Below are 20,937 nucleotides of genomic sequence, written 5' to 3'. Positions count from 1 at the left end.
GCGAGACAAATTACGTTCAGGCGGACTTCGCTAGCGCGAAGCGCAGGAGGTTCCAGGCCAGATCGTATCGTTAGATCAGATCGTACTGTTTGAGCTTCTTGCGCAGGGTGCCGCGATTCAGTCCCAGCAGCTCGGCGGCGCGGGTCTGGTTGCCGTCGACGTTACGCATCACGACATCGAGAAGCGGCGCTTCGACTTCCGCCAGCACCATGGTGTAGAGATTCGAGACCGACTCCCCCTCCAGGTGTGAGAAGTAGCGATCCATGACCCGTTCGACGCATTCTCTAAGCGTGGTGTGAGACAACGCATCGGGCATTTGAAGTGGCTCGACCTCGGTGGGCGATTCTCCCTCGAGGGCTAAAGGCTGCCGGCTATTCATGCTGCGTGGATTCCGTTATCGATCGCGGCAGCATCACCGCGAAAGAGTTCATGGAGAAACTCGAACTGTTGACTGGCCTGCTCCAGACGATTGAAGCGGGCACGGCGTTCACGGCTGGGATCGTGCGCAGCCAAATACCAGCCAACGTGCTTACGCGCGACCCGAACGCCGAGATAGTCGCCGTAATGCTCGTGCAGGGCGTGAAGATGTCGGCGCATGGTGACGACTATTTCCTCGGCCGCGGGCGGGGCATGCTCACGCCCGGTTCTGAGGTAGTGCTCGATCTCGCGAAACAGCCAGGGATTGCCCTGGGCGCCACGTCCGATCATCACGGCATCGGCGCCAGTATAGTCCAGTACCTCGGCGGCACGCTGAGGCGTCGTGATATCGCCGTTGGCAAAGACCGGTATCGACACTTGCTGCTTGATTGCGGCAATGGTGTCGTATTCGGCGGCCCCGGTGTAGCGCTGTTCACGGGTCCGGCCATGGACGGCGAGAGCGGTTATGCCAGCGTTCTCGGCAAGCCTCGCTACACGCTCGGCGTTGCGACTCTCGGTGCACCAGCCGGTACGAATCTTCAGTGTGACCGGGATCTCGACGGCAGCGACCACGGCCTCGAGGATGTCCGCCACCAGACGCTCGTCGCGCAGCAGCGCCGACCCTGCAGCCTTATTGCAGACTTTTTTTGCCGGACAGCCCATGTTGATATCGATGATCTCAGCGCCGGCTTCGGCGTTGAGCCGTGCCGCCTCGGCAAGCATCTGCGGATCTCCGCCCGCGATCTGGACCGCTCGGGGCCCCGGTTCGCCACGATGAATCATGCGTTGGCGAGACTTGCGGGTATGCCAGAGGCGGCTGTCGGCGGTGACCATCTCCGATACCACCAGCCCGGCGCCCAGTTCCCGACATAGCTGACGAAAAGGGCGGTCGGTCACCCCGGCCATAGGGGCCAGAATCACGCGATTGGCTAGCGTGTGGCGGCCGATGCGGGGTAACGGGCGATCGGTCTGCGATGACACGGAATCACGCATCGTTACAGGGGCTCAGGCGAAACGGGGAGGCCATGATACCGATCACTCCGGCTTTGTTGAAGCGCTGTTTGTCGACTCACGACCTAAGCCGTAAAGCGGGGGTTAGCCGGATGAAGCGCTTTCAGGCTCCGGCGTCGCGACATGAATCCCGACGCCAACAGGCCGACATGGCCGAGATCGGCTTTACACTTCTGAGCTCGGGCGGTGTCCGGTCAGAATAACCCAGCCCTCTTTTTCCTGCGGTTCGTCCATGAGAATGCCCTGGCCCCGATAAGCGTCCATTACCGATTCCGCCTGAGCGCTCAAAATGCCCGACAGCGCCAACTGGCCATCGGCTCGAACCCGCCCGGCGATCGCTGAGGCCATGTCGATCAAGGGGCCGGCCAAAATGTTTGCGACAACGACGTCGAACTGGCCCTGGCCGATCTTTTCCGGGTAGTCGAGGATCAGGCTTGCCTCGTCGATCTGATTGCGTTCGGCGTTGTCACGGCTCGCTTGCAGCGCTTGCGGATCGATATCGACACCAACGGCGGTGTCGGCACCGAGCTTGAGCGCGGCAATGGCAAGGATGCCGGAGCCACAGCCGTAGTCCAGAATCTGACGCTGCGCCAGATCCTGGGCATCGAGCCAGCCTAGGCAGAGTGCGGTAGTCGGATGGGTGCCGGTACCGAACGCCAGGCCCGGATCCAGCAGCAGATTGACCGCGCCGGGATCGGGTGCTTCATGCCAACTGGGGACAATCCATAGTCGTTCACCCATTCGCAGCGGTTCGAACCCATCCATCCATTCTCGCTCCCAATCGCGATCGGCGATCAGTTCGTACTCGATCTGCGGCGCCGGTTCGTCGGCAACTTGTTCGGCCCAGGCACGTTGGACCCGCTCGATCATCGCGTCGACGTCGTTGAGGTCGTCATAGAGGCCCGTGAGGACGGTTTCCGTCCATAGCGGCGTGGTGCCGCGGTCGGGTTCGAAGACCGGCTCGTCGTGAGCGTCCTGCAGGGTGATGGCGCTGGCGCCCTCGGCCAGCAGCAGCTCTTCCAGCCATTCGGCCTGTTCGGGCGGGATGGATGCCTTGAGTTGTAGCCAGGCCATTGGCGGCTCTCTCGTATCAGTGGGTAAAAGTTCAATGAAGAAGGGGCGGTCTATTGCAGCACTGAACGCGCAGAATAGACCGCCCCGTCTCGACTGGCTCGATGTCTGAGAATCAGCTCAGACCGAGCTTCTTCTCGAGATAGTGGATATTGACGCCGCCCTTCTGGAAAGCGCTATCACGCACCAGGTCCTTCTGCAGATCGATGTTGGTCTTGATGCCTTCGACCAGCAGTTCGTCGAGTGCATTGCGCATTCGCACCAGCGCGATTTCACGATCCGCGCCCCAGGTGATCAGCTTGCCGATCAAGGAGTCGTAGTGCGGCGGTACGCTGTAACCGGTGTAGATATGCGAGTCCATGCGTACGCCGAGTCCGCCCGGCGCATGGTAGAGGTTTATCTTGCCGGGGGAGGGCATGAACGTGCGGGCGTCCTCGGCGTTGATACGACACTCGAACGCATGGCCGCGCAGCTCGACGTCCTGTTGACGAATCGACAGCGGCTGACCGCAGGCGATACGCAACTGCTCCTTGACGATATCGACACCGGTGACCATTTCGGTCACGGGGTGCTCGACCTGCACGCGGGTGTTCATCTCGATGAAGAAAAACTCGCCGTCCTCGTAGAGGAATTCGAACGTGCCGGCACCACGGTAGTTGATCTCGATGCAGGCGTCGGTGCACGACTTGAGCACCTTGGCACGGGCTTCGGGATCGATATGCGGTGCCGGTGCTTCCTCGAGCACTTTCTGGTGACGGCGCTGGAGCGAGCAGTCGCGATCGTAAAGATGGATCGCATTGCCCTGACCATCGGCGAGCACCTGGATCTCCACATGGCGCGGGTTCTCGAGGAACTTCTCCATGTAGACGGTACCGTCGCCAAAGGCTGCCGCAGCCTCGGCGCGAGTCACGCTGGCCGCCTTGGCGACTTCGTCGTCGTTGCGCACCACTCGCATGCCGCGGCCACCGCCACCGGCAGCGGCCTTGATGATCACCGGATAGCCAATACGGCCGGCGATGCGGCGAATCTCGGCATCGTCATCCGGCAGCGGCCCGTCGGATCCGGGCACCGTGGGTACGCCAGCTGCCTTCATGGCATTGATCGCGCTGACCTTGTCGCCCATCAGGCGAATGGTTTCCGCCCGCGGCCCGACGAAAGTGAAACCGGAGCGCTCGACCTGCTCGGCGAAATTGGCGTTCTCGGAGAGAAAGCCGTAGCCGGGATGGATGGCGCTGGAGTCCGTCACCTCCGCGGCGCTGATCAGCGCAGGGATGTTCAGATAGGATTTGGCCGAAGCCGCAGGGCCGATACAGACGGCCTCGTCGGCCAGGCGCACGTGCATCAGTTCCCGGTCGGCCTTGGAATGAACCGCCACGGTCTTGATCCCGAGCTCCTTGCAGGCGCGCAGAATGCGAAGTGCGATCTCGCCACGGTTGGCGATGAGTACCTTGTCCAACATGATGGTTTCGCTCGTGTGGTCTTAGTTGATGATGATCATCGGCTGGTCGAACTCGACCGGCTCGCCATCCTCGACCAGAATCGCTTCGATCACGCCATCCTTGTCGGCTTCGATCTGGTTCATCATCTTCATCGCTTCGACGATACACACGGTATCGCCTTTCTTGATGCTCTGACCGACTTCGACGAAGGCTTTTGACCCCGGCGCCGGCGAACGATAGAAGGTGCCGACCATCGGCGAGGTCACCGCGTGACCGGCAGGCTGCACGGGGGCCGGCTCGGCGGGATCGGGTGCTTGAGTCTGCTGCGCGGCGTAGTTCGGAGCGGCCTGCGACATGGATTGCGGCATCATCATCGGCTGCTGGGCGGCACCGAATCCAGCCGGGTGACGGCTGATGCGCACGGATTCTTCACCTTCCTGGATCTCGATTTCGCTGATGTTGGACTCTTCCAGGAGTTCGATGAGTTTCTTGACCTTGCGTATATCCATGGCGATGTCTCGGCTTGGTTGAATGTGAAAGCGGCACTATCGGGATGCGAACGTTGAAGGCATTAGCGCAATGTGATGAGTGTCGAGCTGAATAAGTGTCAATGTTGCGAGTACCAGAACTATCGAGTTTCAGAACTATCGAGTTTCAGAACTATGGGTAACAGTGCTGTGCGCTCGCCGGCAAAAGAATGTGGATCAGCGTGAATCCAGCTGCCTGAAAGCGGCATCCAGCGCCAGCACGTAGCTGTCGGCGCCGAATCCTGCAATAACGCCACGGGCGACGTCGGTAAAATACGAGTGCGCGCGGAACGGTTCGCGTGCGTGCACGTTGGACAGATGCAGTTCGATGAACGGAATGTCGACCCCGGTCAGCGCATCTCGAAGCGCCACGCTGGTATGCGTGAAGGCGGCCGGGTTGAGCAGAATGAAGTCGATGTTTTCCTGCCGAGCCCGATGTACCCGTTCGACCAGCTCGTGCTCGGCATTGGACTGTAGCCAGTCCAGCTGATGGCCGGCGCTCAGGGCGCGCTCCGTCAGGCGGATCCGGATGTCCTCCAACGTGGTCGTGCCATACACTTCCGGCTCGCGAGTGCCGAGCAGATTCAGGTTGGGACCGTTGAGAACCAGGAGTCTAGCCATGACCATCCTTGCGCTGTTAACCCTTTCGTGGAATGTCGAGATCGCGTCACTTTGCTGCAAGATGGCGTCTTCGGCGCACCGTTTTCATGATGTCGAAGTTTGCCGAAAAATGCTGGGAGTGTCCACCCTGACCGTCGAACGTTGTTCGGTAACGCCTGGCGCAAGTTACGAACCCATTGTTGTCGATAGCGTGGATTCGTCACGTATCAGTTGCTTTACCGCATCCAGATGTGGGGCCAGGGCTTGCGCATCGACTTCGCCTTGAATACGAGCTCGTTGAAGCTCATCGCCATCGGCAAAAAACAGCAGTCCCGGCGGCCCGAACAGGCTGTAGTGCTCGAGAATTTCCCGGCTAGCGGCAGTGTTCTGAGTGACGTCGGCGCGAATCAGCGTGAATCCGCTCAGACGCTCGGCGACGGCAGGGCGGGGAAAGACTTCTCGCTCCATGATCTTGCAGGAGATGCACCAGTCGGCACTGACATCGACCATGGCAGGACGCCCGGCCCGGTTTGCCGCTGCCAGTGCGGCCCGGAGCTGGCCGAGATCGCTGACGGACTCGAAGGTTGGTGCCACTCCCGGCGCATGGGCCGGTACGGTGTTCGGTAGCGGCCTCAGCGGGTCATTGCCGCCCTGTGCCGCACCCCATACCATCGCCACGCCCCACACCAGCAGTATCCAGCCTGCCGCCTGGCGAATTCTGGGCCACCCGCTGGCGGTCCGCCAATCGAGTGCCCCTAGCGCTAGCGCGCAGCCCAGCGCCAGCGCCCCCCACAGCAATAACGCTACCGGTCCCGGCAGCAGGCGTTCGACCAGCCAGATTGCCACGCCCAGCAGCATCACGCCGAACAGCGCCTTGATCCCGCTCATCCAGGCGCCGGTGCGAGGCAACCACTGTGTCCCGAAAGTCCCTGCCAGGACCAGTGGCATTCCCATGCCCAGCCCCAGCGCGAGCAGCGCCATTGCGCCGCCCAGGGCGTCGCCGGTCGTCGAAATGAATACCAGCGCACCGGCAAGCGGCGCGGATACGCAGGGGGAAACCACCAGTACCGATAGCGCACCGGCCGCAGCCAACCCCAGCGGACCACAGCGCTGCAGACGAGCTTGCCAGGCATCCGCCCGCTGGTTGACCCCACTGGGCAGGCGTAGATCGAAAAGACCGAACATCGCTGCGGCGAACAGTGCAAACAGCAGTGCGAGTGGGATCAGTACCCAGACCGACTGCAATCGCGCCTGAAGATTGAGCGAGGCGCCAAACAGGCCCATCAGCGTGCCAAGCAGCATGAAAGTCACCGCCATGCCCGTGGCGTAGCTCAGCGACAGTGTCAGTGCCCGCCCGCGTCGGGCCTTCTGTCCGACGATGATCGAGGTCAGGATCGGCAGCATGGGCAGGACGCAGGGCGTGAATGTCAGCCCCAGCCCCGCGAGAAAGAATAGCCCCAGGGTGCTCAGATCGATGCCGGCGCGAAGCGATGACTGGAACTGGCCGTCCTGGCTTGCCGAAGAGAGTGTCGCGGCGTCATCGACGGCGGTGGTCATCGAAACGCTCGGCGCCATCCGGCCGGCATCGGGAACCGGGTCAGAGAGCGCCTGGCTTGCATCCGGTGTCGAGAAAGGATCGTTGGTATTGCCAGTTTTGGACGAGCCGATCGGCGAAGCCTTGGCTTCATTGCTGGCATCGAGATAGGCGGCTGGAGGTGGCCCTGCTTTGGCGGTCAGCATCCATTGCTCGGGTGGATAACAAAGCCCGGCGTCGGCGCAACCCTGGAAAGACAGCGTGATCGGAACCGGCTGCTGCGAATCCCGCCGCGCCTGTTCGGTCAGCGGTGCGCTGATTTCGACCTCATCGTAAAAAACGTGGACATCGCCCAAGTACTGATCGTGCTTGAACTTGCCGGGGGGGATCTCGAGAGCACCGAACGTGGTCTTCGTTTGATCGCTCTCCAGGGCCAGGCGATGACGATAGAGATAGTAGCCGGGTTGATTGCGGATGCCGACATAGATGCGCTCGTCGTCATGCCACGCATAGGCATGAAAGGCTTGGTCGACCGGTAGAAACTCGGCGGCATTTTCGCTTGGAAAACGTGTTCCGCTCGAAGCGGAAAAGACGTCATCGGCCTGAGCCGGGCCGAGCACTGCCATCAGGCAGCAACCAAGCGTCACAACCAACGAATAGAATCGCGACTTCAAAACAGGCATATCCCGACGACGATGAGAGGGTGAATCCGCAATTGATGGATACCTGACCCGTGATAGCAGCGGTTCGGATACCGCCGCACCCCAGAGTGTGATCGTGTAACCGGAAAAAAGTGCCGTGGAGGGAACTCCAGCACAACATTATACAGAGAACCAATAATGGATAGAGACACGCCGCTATCCAGAGACGCGCGACTATCCGGCAAAAGGCGAGGAAGCGATAGACGGTGCGGCGAAAGACGGGCTGCGTGTGGCGGCGAGCGTGATAGGATAGAGTCATTCTTTTCCCAACCCTGCTTCCTTCGACTCAGGTTCTCCGGCCGGTTTCTGCCACCGGCGCTCACAACCTCAGCAATGACAAGGATCGTTCATGGCTCTGTTTCGCAAGAAGGTGCCGTTATCGCGCACCGAGGTCCTCGAAACGCCTCAGTATGGCTGGATATGGAAGCCCCTGGTGGCACTGATTGTCATCTATCTGCTGGCCTGCATCGTGCTGGGTATCTGGTGGAGCTTGACTCCGTCGCCCACCGATCCCAGGCAGGCGGTGGAGCAGCAACGCGGCTTTCCGCAGAGTGTGGACACTGGCGACGGCAACGAAGCGCAATCACAGCCGGCCGTCACGCCGGGTGAGGCTTTGCTTGCCAGCAATTTAACGATTCTGGATACGCTACTCGACAAGCCGGGTGGATATCTGCGAAATGATGTCATGCCTCCGGGGTTGTGGCTCGATAACATGCCCAGCTGGGAGAGTGGCGTGACTCAGCAGGTGCGTGATGCGGTAGCGTCCCTGGGCAGAGCACTGAGTGTCGGCAGTGCACCATTGTCACAGGCCAATGACGATCTGTCCGGCGACCTCGACAGCTGGCGCTGGCCGGCATCCGAGACAGCGCTGAAAGCCGCCCGCAACAATCTGGGCGAAGCCTTCACGGCGCTGGAAAATGCCACTGGTCAGTACGCATCGAATCAAAGCCCGTCGGATCAGGGCACTTCGGATCAGGGCGCTTCGGATCAGGGCGCTTCGGATCAGGGCACCTCGGATCAGGAGGTTGCTGGCGAGACTCAGTCGCCGGCAGCGCCCGATGCCACTGCCTTGCGCGAGTGGCTGGCTCAAGTGGAAAAGCGCCTGCAAACCCAGACCCAGCGCCTGGCCGCCAATGTCGGTCAGTCGCCCAACGGCGATGAGCAGAATGACAGCACCCCTTGGCTGCGCATCGATAACGTTTTCTTTGAAGCTCGGGGCACTACCTGGGCGTTGGCGCAGCTGATGCGGGCGGCCAGGATCGACTATGCCGACGTGATCGACAGCAGCGGTGCTGGGGCCGATTTCGATCAATTGATCGCGGAGCTGGAAAGCTCGCAGGCGAGAGTCTGGAGCCCAGTCATCCTGAACGGTTCCGGCTTCGGGCTGTTCGCCAACCACTCGTTGATGCTGGCGAATTACACGGTGCGGGCATCGCAGCTCGTCGAAAAGATTCGTAATCAGCTCTGAGCGTTCGCTTCGAACGTCAGAGCGAGGCCAGAACTCAAAACGCCGCCCCGGTTTGTCACCGAGGCGGCGTTTTTACATGACGCAGCGAGTTGTTCCCTACACCTCGGCCCTACGCCTCGGTGTCATTCGTTCTCGTAAGCGGCAACGGCTTTCTCGATCGCCCGGCGGGCTGCGTCTGCGCCATCCCAGGAGTCGATCTTGACCCACTTGCCTTTTTCGAGATCCTTGTAGTTCTCGAAGAAGTGCGCGATCTGTTGACGTAACAGCTCGGGAAGGTCGGTAACCTCGTGCACGTCATCATAAAGTGCGGACAGTTTCTCGTGGGGAACGCAGACCAGCTTGGCATCTTCGCCGGCTTCGTCCGACATGTTGAGTACGCCGACCGGCCGCGCGCGAATCACGCAACCCGGCTGCACCGGGTAGGGAGTGACGACCAAGGCATCGAGCGGATCGCCGTCGTCGGCCAGGGTATTGGGGATGAAACCGTAGTTGGCCGGATAGAACATCGGAGTGGCCATGAAGCGGTCGACCACCAGGGCGTCCATCTCCTTGTCGATTTCATACTTGATCGGCGCGTGGTTGGCAGGAATTTCGATCGCCACGTACACGTCGTTAGGGAGATCCTTTCCGGCGGGAATCTTGTCGAAACTCATCGTTGAGTCCTTGCGGTTTGCAGGTTGAACGCCAGCGGGCGAAAATCCCGAGAATTATACGAATAGGCTAGTCCGATTACCAACCCGGGCGACGAACCGTGTCCCGACGGCGCGTTGGTGCCGCCGCCGCTTGTGGTTGCGTATCCGAGCTTGCCTGATGACTCGTCGTTCGTCGATCCAATGGAGAAAACCGTTGTCGAGAAGCTCGCTGTCACTGACCTATGGTCAGGCCTTCGTCGCGCCGGATCTGCATCGCCATCGCAGTTCGATGTCGGTACAGATTCCCCAGGGCGAGCAACTGACCTCCAAGGGGGGGTGCGCGCTAATCAGTGATTCCACCTGGCGCAATTCAATCGCCAAGCAAGCTGGCGATCTCAGCGTGCGCGGCTTTCTGGCCGACTACTATTCGACACCCGGTCATTGGGACATCAAGACTTCGGCGACGCGGGTACTGCGGGCCCTGAACAGCTGGTGCCATAGCCAGAGCGGTTACATCGAAGGGGGCAGCTATATCTGTTCGCTGTCGGCGATGATCTTTCATCAGCACGAGGCGCACCTCTTCCATATGGGCGATACTCTGGTCTACCGCATTCGTGGCGCGGAGTTCGAGCAGCTGACGCGGGACCATGTCACCGATCTGGGTGGTTATCGATACCCCTCGCGGGCATTGGGGATGGATGGCCACGTCGATATCGATTACTCCAGCTTCGCGCTCAAGCAGGGCGATCTGTTTCTGTTCATGACGCAGGCCGTTCGCGGCACGCTGGTACCGTCCGAGTACGTGCAGCTGATTCGCGCCGATGTCAGCGATCTGGACGCCGCCTGCGAGCGGCTCGCCGAGGCCGCCAATCAGCGCGCTATCGAGCGAGGCTACAACGCCAATCAGTTCTGTTTTCAGCTGGTACGGGTTGACCGCTTATCGGAAGACGAGAGTGACGAGCAGCTTCGGGTCTTTCATCATCTGCCGGTGCCGCCGGAGCTTTCTCGAGGCGAGCGACTCGATGGCCTCGAGGTCATGGAGGTGCTGTCGCGTACCGCCAAGGCTCGGCTTTACCACGTGCGCGATATTCGCAGCGGCCGCGATATGGTGATGAAGGCACCCAGCCCGGAACTGTCGATGCGCAACGTCTATCTCGAACATTTCGGGTTGCAGCAGTGGGTGGTCGAACGCGTCAACTCGCCGTTCGTGGTCAAGGTGATGGAGCCGGCGCGAACACGCCGTTATCTCTATTATCTGATGAGCTATGTCGATGGTGAGACACTGACCGAGTGGCTGGGGAAACACCCGCAGGCGAGCCTGGAACAGCGCCTCGAGATCGCGCGTCAACTGGTCAAGGCGGTACAGGCGCTTCACCGTCATGATGTGCTGCATCAGCATATTCACCCCGACAATATCCTGATCGATCGGCATGGCAGCCTGCTGCTGACGGACTTCGGTGCTTGCCACAAGCGCGAGGGCGATGGTCAGGGCGAGGCCCGTGAGTTGGCACGACAGATTGGGCTAACCGAGCACAGCGCGCCGGAGTACGCGCTGGATACCGAAGTCGGCCGACGCAGTGATCAATATTCGTTGGCCTCGACGGTCTACTGGATGCTCACCGGTCATCTGCCCTACACCCTGCTGCCGAATCATCTGCGCAGTCATACTGATCTGGAGCAGATGACCTATCGCCGCGCGCAGCTCAGCAACTCGGCAATCAGCAGCGATCTCGACGATGCTTTCAGACGTTCGCTCGATCCACTACGGGCCCTGAGATTCCGGCGCCTCTCCGAGTTTGCCTATCATCTGCGGCCGGCACCCAAGCATGAAGAAGACAGTCCGCGTCCGCCGTGGCGTGAGCCGGCGAACGTGTGGCAGGCGATCGCGACCGTGTTGCTGTTCATGCTGATTCTGTCCTGGTGGCTGAAGTAGATATCTGACATTTCGGCTAGCCGAGAGGCGATGAGAGCGAACCGCGGTAGACGGAGCAAACGCAACAAATGAAGAGGGCGCCTGATGGCGCCCTCCGAATTGACATCGCGCGTCGCGTCTTCTCCTTAGGGCATGCCCAGCCAGTTCGGCAAGCCGAGCGAGATGAAGGGGACGTAGGTGATCAGTAGCAGGAACGCCAATAGCAGAATCAACCAGGGCGCCGAGGCCCGGATGACCGCTGTCAGCGGCTGGCCGGTGACAGCCGAAGCCACGAACAAGTTGAGTCCCGTTGGCGGCGTCAGCATGCCGATTTCCATGTTGACCACCATGATGACACCGAGATGGATCGGATCGATGCCCAGTTGCATGGCAATCGGGAACAGGATCGGCGCCAGGATCAGAATGATCGCCGAAGGTTCCATGAAACTACCCGCCACCAGCAGCACCAGGTTGAGTACCAGCAGGAACGTAATCGGCGAGAAACCCTGTTCCACGACCCACGCCGTAATCGACTGGGGGATCTGCTCGGTAGTCAGCACATGGGCGAACAACATCGCGTTGGCGATGATGAACATCAGCACGACGCTGAGGCGTGCGGCGTCCAGAATGACCCGAGGGCACTCCTTGAGTCCGATATCGCGATAGACCACCAGTGAGACGAACGCCGCATACACCGCTGCGACTGCCGCCGCTTCGGTGGGGGTAAAGATCCCCGAGTAGATGCCGCCGAGGATCACTACGATCAGTAGCAACCCCCACATCGATTTACGGGCAGCGCGAAACCATTCCCGCGGTGTGACGCGGGGCTGGGCAGGCATGTTCTTGATGCGGGCGATGATGTAAATCGCCACCATCAGTAATACCCCCAACAGCACACCAGGCACGACGCCAGCCATGAACAGCTTGCCGACGGAGGTAGACGTCGCAGCAGCATAGACGACCATCACGATCGACGGCGGAATCAGAATGCCCAGCGTGCCCGCGTTGCACACGATGCCGGTGGCAAAGCTGCGGGTGTAGCCTGAGCGCACCATTCCGGCGATCACGATCGACCCGACGGCAGCGACCGTAGCCGGTGAAGAGCCGGATAACGCGGCAAATAGAACGCAAGCGAGTACGGAAGCGATCGGCAGCCCGCCACGGAAATGCCCAACGGTGGCGTTGGCGAAGTCGATCAGTCGCTTCGCCACGCCGCCGCTGGTCATGAACGCGCCGGATAGCAGAAAGAACGGAATCGCCAGTAGCGTGTAATGATCGGAGGTGGCGAATAGCTTGATGGCCAGCGACTGCAATGAGTCCTGGCTGAACAGCAGGATAGTCAGCGCGCTCGACAGGCCCAACGAGACCGCGATGGGCACACCGATGAACATGAGTACGAAAAGCGATATGAACAGGAAGGCAATCGTCACGACCGTGTTCTCCGGGAGTCGGTGTTCGTCTCGGTGCGGGCAGTTTCGGTATCGTCCAGCAGCGACAGCGCATCGCTGACTTCATTGCTCTGCTCCAGACCTAACTGCTGACCTCGCAGAATGCGAATCAGCACTTCCAGCAGTCGTGCGATGATCAGTGCAAATCCGATCGGCAGAATTAGCGTCACGTGCCACTCCCTAAGGCCGAATGTGCCCAGGTCTTCGACACCGATATTGCTGGTCATCAGGGAGCTTACCCACTGCGCGCTCGAAACCATCAGCAGGCCGGCATAGGCCATGAAAATCAGACAACTGAGTACGCCGCAGACTCGCTGCAGCTTTTCCGGCAGTAGTCTGACCAGCAGGTCGACGCCGATGTGCGCGCCAATGCGCACGCCGTAAGCGATCCCCAGGAAAATCAGCCAGGCGAAGATCGTCGTCGTCATCGCCAGACTCCAGGTCATCTGCTGACCCAGACCCAATAGCCAGTCGCCGACGGCGAAGGCGGGCTCCTCGAGCGCCGGATAAGCGTCGCCGAGATCGTAGAAAACGTCATAGAGATTGGTGACGACCACGTAGAAGAAGGTCAACAGGGTCATCGCTGTCAACAGGAGGGCCACAAGGCCCTCCTCCAGTGAGTTCCAGATGCGTAGCAGCATGGATCGTCACTCAGTTCGCGTTGTTGGACTGCTGAGCGGCATCGACCAGATCGCTACCGATTTCATCGCGGTACTCGTCGAGTACCGGGCTCATGGCGTCACGCCAGGCCTTGACCTGCTCCGGCGTGAGTTCGTGAACCTCGGTGCCGCCCGCGGCGATGATATCCTTCTTGGCTTGCTCGTTGAGTTCGTCTGCCTTGGAATTCACTGACTCCGTGACTTCCGCCAGGATGTCGTCAAGGGTGGTACGCACGTCGTCGGGCAGGCCGTTCCAGAACTTGGCATTGGTAATCAACATGTAGTCGAGCACGCCGTTATTGGACTCGGTCATGTCGCTCTGCACTTCGTTCCACTTCTGGGTGTAGATGTTGGACCAGGTATTGCCGCCCTGACCGTCGATGACACCCGTCTGCATGCCTTGATAGACCTCACCGAAAGCCATCTTGCGAGGAATGGCATGCAGTTCGTTGATCTGAGCTGCGAGCACGTCGGAAGGCTCGACGCGAAGTTTCATGCCACGGGCGTCTTTCGGTTCGATCAACGGCTCGTTGGAAGTCAGCTGGCGCATGCCGTTGTGCCAGTAGGCGAGGCCCAGAATGTTGTTGTCCTGCATCGATTCCAGAATCTGTTTGCCGCCATCGCCTTGCTCGAAACGGGTAACTGCCTCCATGTCGTCGAACAGGAATGGCAGATCCATGAGCTGCACGCTGGGGCTGTACTCGCCAAGCTTGGCCATCGATGGCGCCAGTAGTTGAACGTCGCCAGTCAGCAATGCGTTCAACCCTTTGGTGTCGTCATAAAGAGAGGAGTTGGGATAGACCTCGATCTTGACCTTGTCGCCAAGACGTTCTTTCACCAGCTTTTGCAGTAACTGAGCGCCTTGCCCCTTGGGTGTGTCATTGGCCACCACATGGGAGAACTTGATGACAATGGGGTCCTGCGCCTGAGCGTTCGCGACGCCACCCATCAGGATGGCAACCCCGATAGCGCCAACTAGGGTTTTTGGATTGATGAGAGACATGGCATTTCACTCCTGAGTTGTTCTGTCGTCTTGGCGTCTTTGAAAACGCCTTACCTGCGATGCCATGCGGAGTATGCGAAAAATAACGTGAACTCGTATATTCAACCTTAGGTGGGACTCGAAGGGTTGAATCAGGAAAAGAGTGGTTTATTTTTGGTTTAAAAAGTTTAAAAAGTCTAGCTAACGTCGGTGAATAAGATCCGGGTAACCTGCATATTGAAAATATAAAAACTAATAAATTCAAAGCCTAAAAGTATCTTTTAGGCTTCGGGTGGACGAATCTTCCGGTGCTTTCGTCCTCATAATTGCGATATCGTTCACTGGCGATGGATCGGGAGCATTCCAGCAGGTTGCGTCGACCAGAAAGCGCAACGTCACAAAAGTTAACTTTCAATCCTGTTCCACCGGGGATGCTCGGTTCGAAGGAGTCGAGCGCCAATGGCAAGCAAATAGTCGGCCACCGACAACGTCTCTCTTCAATCTCGTCTGGCGCTGGCCAGTAGTCGCCGTGCCCGTGCCATGACCGGCGCATCGATCATCTGGCCATCGACCTGCCCGGCGCCAGCGTCTCGCTCGGCGGCCTCGATCACGCGCGTCGCCCAGGCGAGTTGATCTCTGGTGGGCAGGAAGGTGTCATTGACCACGTCGACCTGACGCGGATGAATGCAGAGCATGCCGCAGAAGCCCATTTCGGCCGCACGCCTGGCGGCTCGCTCCACGATCGTCATCTCGCGAAATTCAGGGTGGACCGTATCGATGGGAGGCGCGAGGCCAGCCAGACGTGACTGCAGCAGCAGCTGATAGCGGGCCTGATTCAACATCCAATCGCCGCCTTCGCTATTTGGCTCGATACCCAGATCCAGACCGAGATCCAGCGCGCCGAAGCTCAACTGCAGAACGCCCGGGCACCGGGCGAGCTCGGGTAAGGCCTGCAGCCCCTTGGCACTTTCGATCAGCGGGATCAGCGCCAGTCCCAAAGTGCCAGCTTGGGCTAGGGTGTCCACACTTTCTGCCTTGGGTACCACGAGGCCGGCAATACCTGACTGATCACGGCAGAGGGCCAGGTCCTCTGCGAAATCCGCGGTATCGGCAGCGTTGATTCGCACCCAGATCGCGCCGTGCGGGGCGCCTTCGAGAAACTCGCCCAGTGCGCGCCGCGCCTCCGACTTGGCTTCGGGGGCAACGGCATCTTCCAGATCGACGATCACGATGTCGGCACCGCTGGCGAGCGCCTTGGGAATGCGCTCGGGGCGATTGGCCGGTACGAACAGGGCGGAACGAGGTGGTGTGGTCGAGCTCATGAGCCGATTCCTTACGTGGACAAATAAGTCGTGAGCGAATGAATGGGTGGGCGTTGGACGGCAGGCGTCAGACTATCAGCCAGGATTCGGGAGGGCCCCGTCAAATCGTACCGGCCTGACGCAGCGTGTTCACGTCCTCATCGGCGTAGCCCAACTGCTTGAGGATGGTCTCGCTATGTTCGCCAAGCGCAGGGACCGCATCCATGCGCGGTTCGTACGCCATGTTGCGTCCGGGCGGCAGCGCGGCCGGTACTTGCCCGCCGGGTGTCATCACGTCGCGCCAGCGATCTCGCGCCGCCAACTGCGGATGCTTCCAAACGCCTGCCATATCATTGACGTGGGCATTGGCAATCTGAGCGTGATCGAGTCGGGCGATAACCTGCTCCGCCGTGAGGTCGGCAAAGACCTCGTCAATCAGCGCGCGCAGGGATTCGCGATTTTCCGAGCGCTTGAAGTTGGCATCGAAGCGTTCGTCCGCAGCCAGCGTTGGCTGTTCCATGACCTTCTCGCAGAACAGCTGCCATTCCCGTTCGTTCTGCAAACCGAGCATGACCGTACCGCCGTCGCCGGTAGGGAAGGGGCCGTAAGGGTAGATCGTCGAGTGGGACGCACCAGCGCGAGGTGGTGGTGTCGCGCCGTCGAAAGCGTAGTACATCGGATAACCCATCCATTCGACCAGGCTCTCCAACATCGAGACGTCGATGTGCGAGCCCTCGCCGGTCCGCCCTCGAAGCAGCAACGCGGACAGGATGTTGCTGTAGGCGTACATGCCGGCGGCGATATCGGCGACCGAACAGCCCGCCTTGGCCATGGCGTCAGGTTCGGGGCCGCCGGTGACGGAGAGAAACCCCGCTTCGCTCTGGATCAGCAGGTCGTAGGCCTTCTTGGTCTCAAAGGGCCCGCCTTCACCGTAGCCGGAAATATCGCAAACGATCAATCGGGGGAACCGCTCGTGCAGCGTGTCGAAGCCGAGCCCCATTCGGGCCGCGGCGCCGGGGGCCAGATTCTGCACCAGCACATCGGCTTCCCCGAGCAGCTCATCGAGGATGGGCTCGGCAGCCTCATGTTTCAAATTGAGCGTCAGGCTTTCCTTCGATCGATTGGTCCAGACGAAATGCGAGGAGAGGCCGTGGACACGCTCGTCATAGCCGCGGGCAAAGTCGCCGACGCCGGGGCGTTCGATCTTGATCACCCGGGCGCCCTGATCGGCGAGTTGCCGCGTGCAGAAGGGCGCGGCGATAGCGTGTTCCAGGCTGACGACGGTAATGCCATCCAGGGGGCGAGGAGGTTGAGCAGTCATGACGGATCCTGTTCAGAAAGCGGATATTCGGTGCTAGCGGGTCGCCCGCTCACAGCAGCGGCTCTAGGCGTGCCACGGCGGGCAGATTCCAGGCATGGGCGATCAGCTTGATGACTTCGTCGTTACTGGCCGCACCCGAGAACGTCACGAGACGGCGGAATTTCGCCTCCAGCTCATCCCGGCTCAGGGTGTTGCCCGGATCGCCCTTGGGTTCATCGATGGCGGCACTCATTCGGCGGCCGTCGCGAGTGGTGACCTCGACACGCCCCAGCCAGCGCTGCGGATAGGCTTCATCCACCTCCGGGTCCAGCATCATCGACACACGCTGGCGGAAACTGGCCACCGCCTCGTCCTGCAGGGCGTGATCCCGAAAGCTGGCCAGGCTGGCATCTCCATGAACCGCGATTAACCCCAGTACGCTTCCCATCGAAAACTTGGCCTGGTGAATGGTGCGCGGATCGACCACCGGCCCGAGCACGTCGATTGCCGCTTGGTGGACTTTCGCCGTGACGGTCTCGACGTCGTCGTGAGTCAGCGTCTCCCGCTGCATCAATGCCAGCAAGGCGTCCGCTGCCGGATGCGTATGGCGGCAGGAGGCGTGAAACTTGAATGAAGTTTCGGCCAACGCCCAGCGTCCGCCGAGCCGGTCCGTCAATTGGCTCGGGTCGGCGTCCGTGGACATCCCCGCAGCCATTCCCTGGGGGCCATCCAAAATGTGATGCGCGCCGGTCAGGCCGCTCTGAGTCATGTAGGCGGCGAGAAGACCGTCGGAGGCCGCCTTGGCGGTATGCAGCTGTTTGGAGTCGGCGGCGTCGCGCAGAAATTCCCACAGCCCCGCAGCCTGGGTGCCGGCGTTGCCGAGCAGATTCACGAAACCGTCGGTGTCGAGTTCCATCAGCTTGCCAGCGGCCACGGCAGCGGCCAGCGTGCCGGCGGTGCCGGTGGTGTGGAAGATGCGATAGTGCGAGCGGCCGAGGAATTCGCCGATCCGAATCCCCGCCTCGTAACCGGCTACGGCGGCAGTGATCAGCGCCTCACCGCTGCTGCCCAGGTCCTGGGCGGTTGCCAGTGCGGCAGGAAAGACCACGGTTGCCGGGTGAAGCACGGAACTGTTGTGCAGATCATCCTGCTCGACCACATGCGAGGCGGCCGCGTTGACGAAAGCCGCGAAGTGGGGCGAGGTCATGCGACGGTCGGTCAGTTGCTGGCAGCCACCATCATGGGGACCCATCAGCTTGCTGTAATGATCGAATAGCGGGATCGGCGCATGATCCTTGCCGGCCAGCGCGGAGCCCAGCCAATCGAGATAGAGCGCCTGGCAGCGCTCAACGACGTGTTGCGGGATATCGGCATAACGGAGTTCGGCCAGAAAACTTGCCAGTTCACGTGTTCGATCACGGGTTTGATCATGGACCAGTTCATTCATGGCAAACGCTCCTCGAGTCGATTGGCGATCTCGATCAGATTGCCGTCAGGGTCGCGAACGTAGACGGATCGGATCGGGCCGGTGGCGCCGGTCCGATCCACCGGACCTTCGATGATCGTGATCTCTTCGGTCTCAAGGTGGGTGATCACCTGCTCCAGTGGTGTGTCGCTGAGGAAGCAGAGATCCGCCGAACCCGGCGCGGGGCGGTGCGCCTTGGGTTCGAATTCCTGGCCGTGGCGGTGCAGGTTGATCTTCTGCTGGCCAAAGACGAGCGCCCTGCGCCCGTTGCCGAAGACGATCCGTTCCATCCCCAGTGCACGACCGTAGAAATCGCAGGTCGCATCGATATCGGCGACCGTCAGCACCAGATGATCCAGCTGTGAGATCTTCATGGGTAACCTCAGAACGAGCGTGGCAGGTCGAGCAAGTGCTCGGCCACGTAGGAGAGAATCAGGTTGGTGGAGATCGGAGCGACTTGGTATAGGCGCGTCTCGCGGAACTTGCGTTCGACGTCGTACTCGGTGGCGAAGCCGAACCCGCCGTGGGTCTGCAGGCAGACATTGGCGGCTTCCCAGGAGGCCTTGGCTGCCAGGTACTTGGCCATGTTGGCGCTGGCGCCGGCCGGGACGCCGGCATCGAACTCCTGACAGGCACGCCAGCGCATCAGATCGGCGGCTTCTACCTCGATATGCGCTTCGGCGATCGGGAACTGCACACCCTGGTTCTTGCCGATCGGTCGGTCGAAGACGATGCGCTCGTTGGCGTAGCGGCTGGCCTTGTCGATGAACCAGCGACCGTCGCCGATGCATTCGGCCGCGATCAAGGTGCGCTCGGCATTGAGACCGTCGAGAATATATCGGAAGCCTTTACCTTCCTCGCCGATCAGGCTATCCGCCGGCAGTTCGAGGTTGTCGAAGAACAGCTCGTTGGTTTCGTGGCCAACCATGTTGGCGATGGGCTGAACCGTCATACCGTTACCAATCGCCTGATGCAGATCGACCAGGAAGATCGACATGCCCTCGGACTTGCGCTTGACCTCGGCCAACGGCGTGGTGCGCGCCAGCAGGATCATCAAGTCAGAATGCTGGATTCGCGAGATCCACACCTTCTGGCCGTTGATCACATACTTGTCGCCGCGTTTTACCGCCGTGGTCTTGATCTTGGTGGTGTCGGTGCCGGTGGTAGGCTCGGTGACACCCATCGATTGCAGTCGGAGTTCGCCACTGGCGAGCCTGGGCAGGATGGCGGCTTTCTGCGTCTTGCTGCCATGCTTGAGCAGCGTTGCCATGTTGTACATCTGACCATGGACGAAGCCGGCATTGCCGCCGCAGCGGTTGACCTCCTCGAGAATCACGCTGGCCTCGATCAGTCCCAGCCCCGAGCCACCGAATTCCTCGGGGATCATCGCACCGAGCCACCCGGCTTCGGTCAGTTCGGTGACGAACTTTTCGGGGAAGCCCTGCGCCTTGTCGATATCGCGCCAATATTCACCGTCATATTGCTGGCATAGGCTACGAACGCCGTCGCGGATGGCTTCCAGCGCCTCTTGGTCGAAAGGGGCTTGGCCGATAGGGTCGAGACTCATGATCGAGACTCCTGATCTTCAGTGTTATTGAATTCAACCGTGGCGCGATGGGCCGGTCCGTCGGCGTTGCCGGCCGTCAACTCGGCCTTGCCGGTATCGGTGACCTGTCCAGTCGTCTGAAACGCCTTGTTGGCGATCAGCGGACGCAGGCCGCGGTACTCCATGCGCGTGGGTTGGGCACGGGGATTGGCCTCGCAGAACGCCTGCAGTTGCAGCGTCGCGATCAGCGGCCCATGCACCACCAACCCCGGATAACCCTCGGTTTCGGTGACGTACGGCCAGTCGTAATGAATCCTGTGGCCATTGAAGGTCACAGCCGAATAGCGGAACAGCAACACCGGATCCGGCTCGAAGGTCTGCGACCAGTCGGCTTCCGGCATCGGATCATCGAGCGACAGCTTGGACGGCGCGGGTTGGCGGTAGACGATGTCTTGGGCTTCGCGAATGGCGAGCTCGCCAGCCTGGTGATAATCGTGCTGCACCGTTACGAACAGCAGAGAGCCGGTACGGCCATGCTTTTCCTGAATATCGACAACCATGGAGACGCGTTCTGCTTCGATGCCCACTCTAAGCGGTGTCAGAAACTCGACACGTCCACCGGCCCACATGCGATTGCGGTCATCTGCCGGCGGCAGGAAGCCGCCGCGAGTCGGGTGGCCGTCGCCGCCGAGCTGTGCGCCAGGGAGCGGATTCTGGAAAAACGCCCAATGCCACAAGGGGGGCAGGGGCTCACCCGGTTTTGGGCAGGATTTGCTGAAAGTCGCCGCGACCCGCGCCACCAGCGCGGTATCGAGGTGATCCGTGCTCTGTTCGCGGTTGCCGATCCACTGCTTGAGCGTGTCGTCGGGAATGCTATCGGGCACATAATCTGACATGAGGCGATCCACCAGTCGCGGAGGGTTT

General features: G+C 60.6%; 19 protein-coding genes. 2 read left to right on the top strand and 17 right to left on the bottom strand.

Going from position 1 to position 20,937, the window contains the following annotated elements; translation table 11 throughout:
- Window positions 1-70: 70 nt before the first annotated feature.
- The 7 genes from fis to dsbD form a co-directional block, all read right to left on the bottom strand.
- Entirely contained in the window at window positions 71-379 is a 309-nt protein-coding gene (gene fis / locus DOM27_RS17175) for a DNA-binding transcriptional regulator Fis (protein ID WP_425353299.1), read from the bottom strand.
- A complete protein-coding gene (gene dusB / locus DOM27_RS17170; protein WP_110658026.1) occupies window positions 376-1,410 on the bottom strand; it encodes a tRNA dihydrouridine synthase DusB in 1,035 nt (344 codons plus the stop codon). Before dusB ends, fis begins: the two co-directional genes overlap by 4 nt.
- Window positions 1,411-1,593: 183 nt before the next feature.
- Window positions 1,594-2,502: a 50S ribosomal protein L11 methyltransferase gene (prmA, locus tag DOM27_RS17165; protein ID WP_110658024.1), complete on the bottom strand. Its 909-nt coding sequence runs from the start codon at window positions 2,500-2,502 to the stop codon at window positions 1,594-1,596.
- A gap of 112 nt (window positions 2,503-2,614) precedes the next feature.
- Window positions 2,615-3,958 carry an acetyl-CoA carboxylase biotin carboxylase subunit gene (accC, locus tag DOM27_RS17160; RefSeq protein WP_110658022.1) on the bottom strand — a complete coding sequence of 448 codons (1,344 nt, stop codon included), beginning with the start codon at window positions 3,956-3,958 and terminating at the stop codon, window positions 2,615-2,617.
- 21 nt (window positions 3,959-3,979) lie between these two features.
- On the bottom strand, window positions 3,980-4,447 hold the full coding sequence (accB, locus tag DOM27_RS17155; protein ID WP_110658021.1) for an acetyl-CoA carboxylase biotin carboxyl carrier protein: 468 nt from the start codon (window positions 4,445-4,447) through the stop codon (window positions 3,980-3,982).
- Between the two features lie 195 nt (window positions 4,448-4,642).
- Window positions 4,643-5,086 (bottom strand): type II 3-dehydroquinate dehydratase, encoded by a 444-nt coding sequence (gene aroQ, locus DOM27_RS17150; RefSeq protein ID WP_110658019.1) that lies wholly within the window; start codon window positions 5,084-5,086, stop codon window positions 4,643-4,645.
- Window positions 5,087-5,251: 165 nt separating this feature from the next.
- Window positions 5,252-7,225 (bottom strand): protein-disulfide reductase DsbD, encoded by a 1,974-nt coding sequence (gene dsbD, locus DOM27_RS17145; RefSeq protein WP_110658239.1) that lies wholly within the window; start codon window positions 7,223-7,225, stop codon window positions 5,252-5,254.
- A gap of 424 nt (window positions 7,226-7,649) precedes the next feature.
- Between dsbD and DOM27_RS17140 the strand changes: the two genes are divergently transcribed.
- On the top strand, window positions 7,650-8,768 hold the full coding sequence (locus tag DOM27_RS17140) for a DUF2333 family protein (protein ID WP_110658017.1): 1,119 nt from the start codon (window positions 7,650-7,652) through the stop codon (window positions 8,766-8,768).
- Window positions 8,769-8,890: 122 nt separating this feature from the next.
- Here DOM27_RS17140 and ppa read toward each other — a convergent pair whose 3' ends face one another.
- The gene (gene ppa, locus DOM27_RS17135; protein WP_110658015.1) at window positions 8,891-9,421 is read right to left on the bottom strand and encodes an inorganic diphosphatase; all 531 of its coding nucleotides are present in this window, start codon (window positions 9,419-9,421) and stop codon (window positions 8,891-8,893) included.
- Between the two features lie 193 nt (window positions 9,422-9,614).
- On the opposite strand from ppa, the gene DOM27_RS17130 reads away from it, so the two are divergent.
- A complete protein-coding gene (locus DOM27_RS17130) occupies window positions 9,615-11,333 on the top strand; it encodes a bifunctional protein-serine/threonine kinase/phosphatase (RefSeq protein ID WP_110658013.1) in 1,719 nt (572 codons plus the stop codon).
- A 125-nt stretch (window positions 11,334-11,458) separates the two neighbouring features.
- On the opposite strand, the gene DOM27_RS17125 is transcribed toward DOM27_RS17130, so the two are convergent.
- The 9 genes from DOM27_RS17125 to DOM27_RS17085 all read right to left on the bottom strand — a co-directional run bounded on the left by DOM27_RS17125 (window position 11,459) and on the right by DOM27_RS17085 (window position 20,909).
- Window positions 11,459-12,742, bottom strand: a complete 1,284-nt coding sequence (locus DOM27_RS17125; protein WP_110658011.1) for a TRAP transporter large permease — start codon at window positions 12,740-12,742, stop codon at window positions 11,459-11,461.
- The gene (locus DOM27_RS17120; RefSeq protein ID WP_110658009.1) at window positions 12,739-13,401 is read right to left on the bottom strand and encodes a TRAP transporter small permease; all 663 of its coding nucleotides are present in this window, start codon (window positions 13,399-13,401) and stop codon (window positions 12,739-12,741) included. Before DOM27_RS17120 ends, DOM27_RS17125 begins: the two co-directional genes overlap by 4 nt.
- A gap of 10 nt (window positions 13,402-13,411) precedes the next feature.
- A complete protein-coding gene (locus DOM27_RS17115) occupies window positions 13,412-14,422 on the bottom strand; it encodes a DctP family TRAP transporter solute-binding subunit (RefSeq protein WP_110658007.1) in 1,011 nt (336 codons plus the stop codon).
- A gap of 476 nt (window positions 14,423-14,898) precedes the next feature.
- On the bottom strand, window positions 14,899-15,723 hold the full coding sequence (locus DOM27_RS17110; protein WP_110658005.1) for an HpcH/HpaI aldolase/citrate lyase family protein: 825 nt from the start codon (window positions 15,721-15,723) through the stop codon (window positions 14,899-14,901).
- 100 nt (window positions 15,724-15,823) lie between these two features.
- Window positions 15,824-17,023: a CaiB/BaiF CoA transferase family protein gene (locus DOM27_RS17105; RefSeq protein ID WP_110658003.1), complete on the bottom strand. Its 1,200-nt coding sequence runs from the start codon at window positions 17,021-17,023 to the stop codon at window positions 15,824-15,826.
- A gap of 49 nt (window positions 17,024-17,072) precedes the next feature.
- Window positions 17,073-18,449, bottom strand: a complete 1,377-nt coding sequence (locus DOM27_RS17100) for an MmgE/PrpD family protein (RefSeq protein WP_110658001.1) — start codon at window positions 18,447-18,449, stop codon at window positions 17,073-17,075.
- A complete protein-coding gene (locus tag DOM27_RS17095) occupies window positions 18,446-18,841 on the bottom strand; it encodes a VOC family protein (RefSeq protein ID WP_110657999.1) in 396 nt (131 codons plus the stop codon). The genes DOM27_RS17100 and DOM27_RS17095 overlap by 4 nt, the downstream gene beginning before the upstream one ends.
- An 8-nt stretch (window positions 18,842-18,849) precedes the next feature.
- On the bottom strand, window positions 18,850-20,034 hold the full coding sequence (locus tag DOM27_RS17090) for an acyl-CoA dehydrogenase family protein (RefSeq protein ID WP_110657997.1): 1,185 nt from the start codon (window positions 20,032-20,034) through the stop codon (window positions 18,850-18,852).
- A complete protein-coding gene (locus DOM27_RS17085) occupies window positions 20,031-20,909 on the bottom strand; it encodes an HTD2 family dehydratase (RefSeq protein WP_110657995.1) in 879 nt (292 codons plus the stop codon). The genes DOM27_RS17090 and DOM27_RS17085 overlap by 4 nt, the downstream gene beginning before the upstream one ends.
- Window positions 20,910-20,937 lie beyond the last annotated feature (28 nt).

The sequence above is a fragment of the Salinicola halimionae genome (assembly GCF_003206065.1).
Lineage (GTDB): Bacteria > Pseudomonadota > Gammaproteobacteria > Pseudomonadales > Halomonadaceae > Salinicola > Salinicola halimionae.
This window is presented reverse-complemented; position numbering and strand designations above follow the sequence as displayed.

Excerpts from the sequence above, each read along its gene's own strand:
- DOM27_RS17085 (WP_110657995.1), bottom strand. The coding sequence starts at position 20,909 with ATGTCAGATTATGTGCCCGATAGCATTCCCGACGACACGCTCAAGCAG.
- DOM27_RS17120 (WP_110658009.1), bottom strand. The coding sequence starts at position 13,401 with ATGCTGCTACGCATCTGGAACTCACTGGAGGAGGGCCTTGTGGCCCTC.
- DOM27_RS17090 (WP_110657997.1), bottom strand. The coding sequence starts at position 20,034 with ATGAGTCTCGACCCTATCGGCCAAGCCCCTTTCGACCAAGAGGCGCTG.
- DOM27_RS17100 (WP_110658001.1), bottom strand. The coding sequence starts at position 18,449 with ATGAATGAACTGGTCCATGATCAAACCCGTGATCGAACACGTGAACTG.
- dsbD (WP_110658239.1), bottom strand. The coding sequence starts at position 7,225 with ATGGCAGTGCTCGGCCCGGCTCAGGCCGATGACGTCTTTTCCGCTTCG.
- accC (WP_110658022.1), bottom strand. The coding sequence starts at position 3,958 with ATGTTGGACAAGGTACTCATCGCCAACCGTGGCGAGATCGCACTTCGC.
- ppa (WP_110658015.1), bottom strand. The coding sequence starts at position 9,421 with ATGAGTTTCGACAAGATTCCCGCCGGAAAGGATCTCCCTAACGACGTG.
- DOM27_RS17105 (WP_110658003.1), bottom strand. The coding sequence starts at position 17,023 with ATGACTGCTCAACCTCCTCGCCCCCTGGATGGCATTACCGTCGTCAGC.
- DOM27_RS17110 (WP_110658005.1), bottom strand. The coding sequence starts at position 15,723 with ATGAGCTCGACCACACCACCTCGTTCCGCCCTGTTCGTACCGGCCAAT.
- aroQ (WP_110658019.1), bottom strand. The coding sequence starts at position 5,086 with ATGGCTAGACTCCTGGTTCTCAACGGTCCCAACCTGAATCTGCTCGGC.
- DOM27_RS17140 (WP_110658017.1), top strand. The coding sequence starts at position 7,650 with ATGGCTCTGTTTCGCAAGAAGGTGCCGTTATCGCGCACCGAGGTCCTC.
- DOM27_RS17115 (WP_110658007.1), bottom strand. The coding sequence starts at position 14,422 with ATGTCTCTCATCAATCCAAAAACCCTAGTTGGCGCTATCGGGGTTGCC.
- fis (WP_425353299.1), bottom strand. The coding sequence starts at position 379 with ATGAATAGCCGGCAGCCTTTAGCCCTCGAGGGAGAATCGCCCACCGAG.
- dusB (WP_110658026.1), bottom strand. The coding sequence starts at position 1,410 with ATGCGTGATTCCGTGTCATCGCAGACCGATCGCCCGTTACCCCGCATC.
- accB (WP_110658021.1), bottom strand. The coding sequence starts at position 4,447 with ATGGATATACGCAAGGTCAAGAAACTCATCGAACTCCTGGAAGAGTCC.
- DOM27_RS17095 (WP_110657999.1), bottom strand. The coding sequence starts at position 18,841 with ATGAAGATCTCACAGCTGGATCATCTGGTGCTGACGGTCGCCGATATC.
- prmA (WP_110658024.1), bottom strand. The coding sequence starts at position 2,502 with ATGGCCTGGCTACAACTCAAGGCATCCATCCCGCCCGAACAGGCCGAA.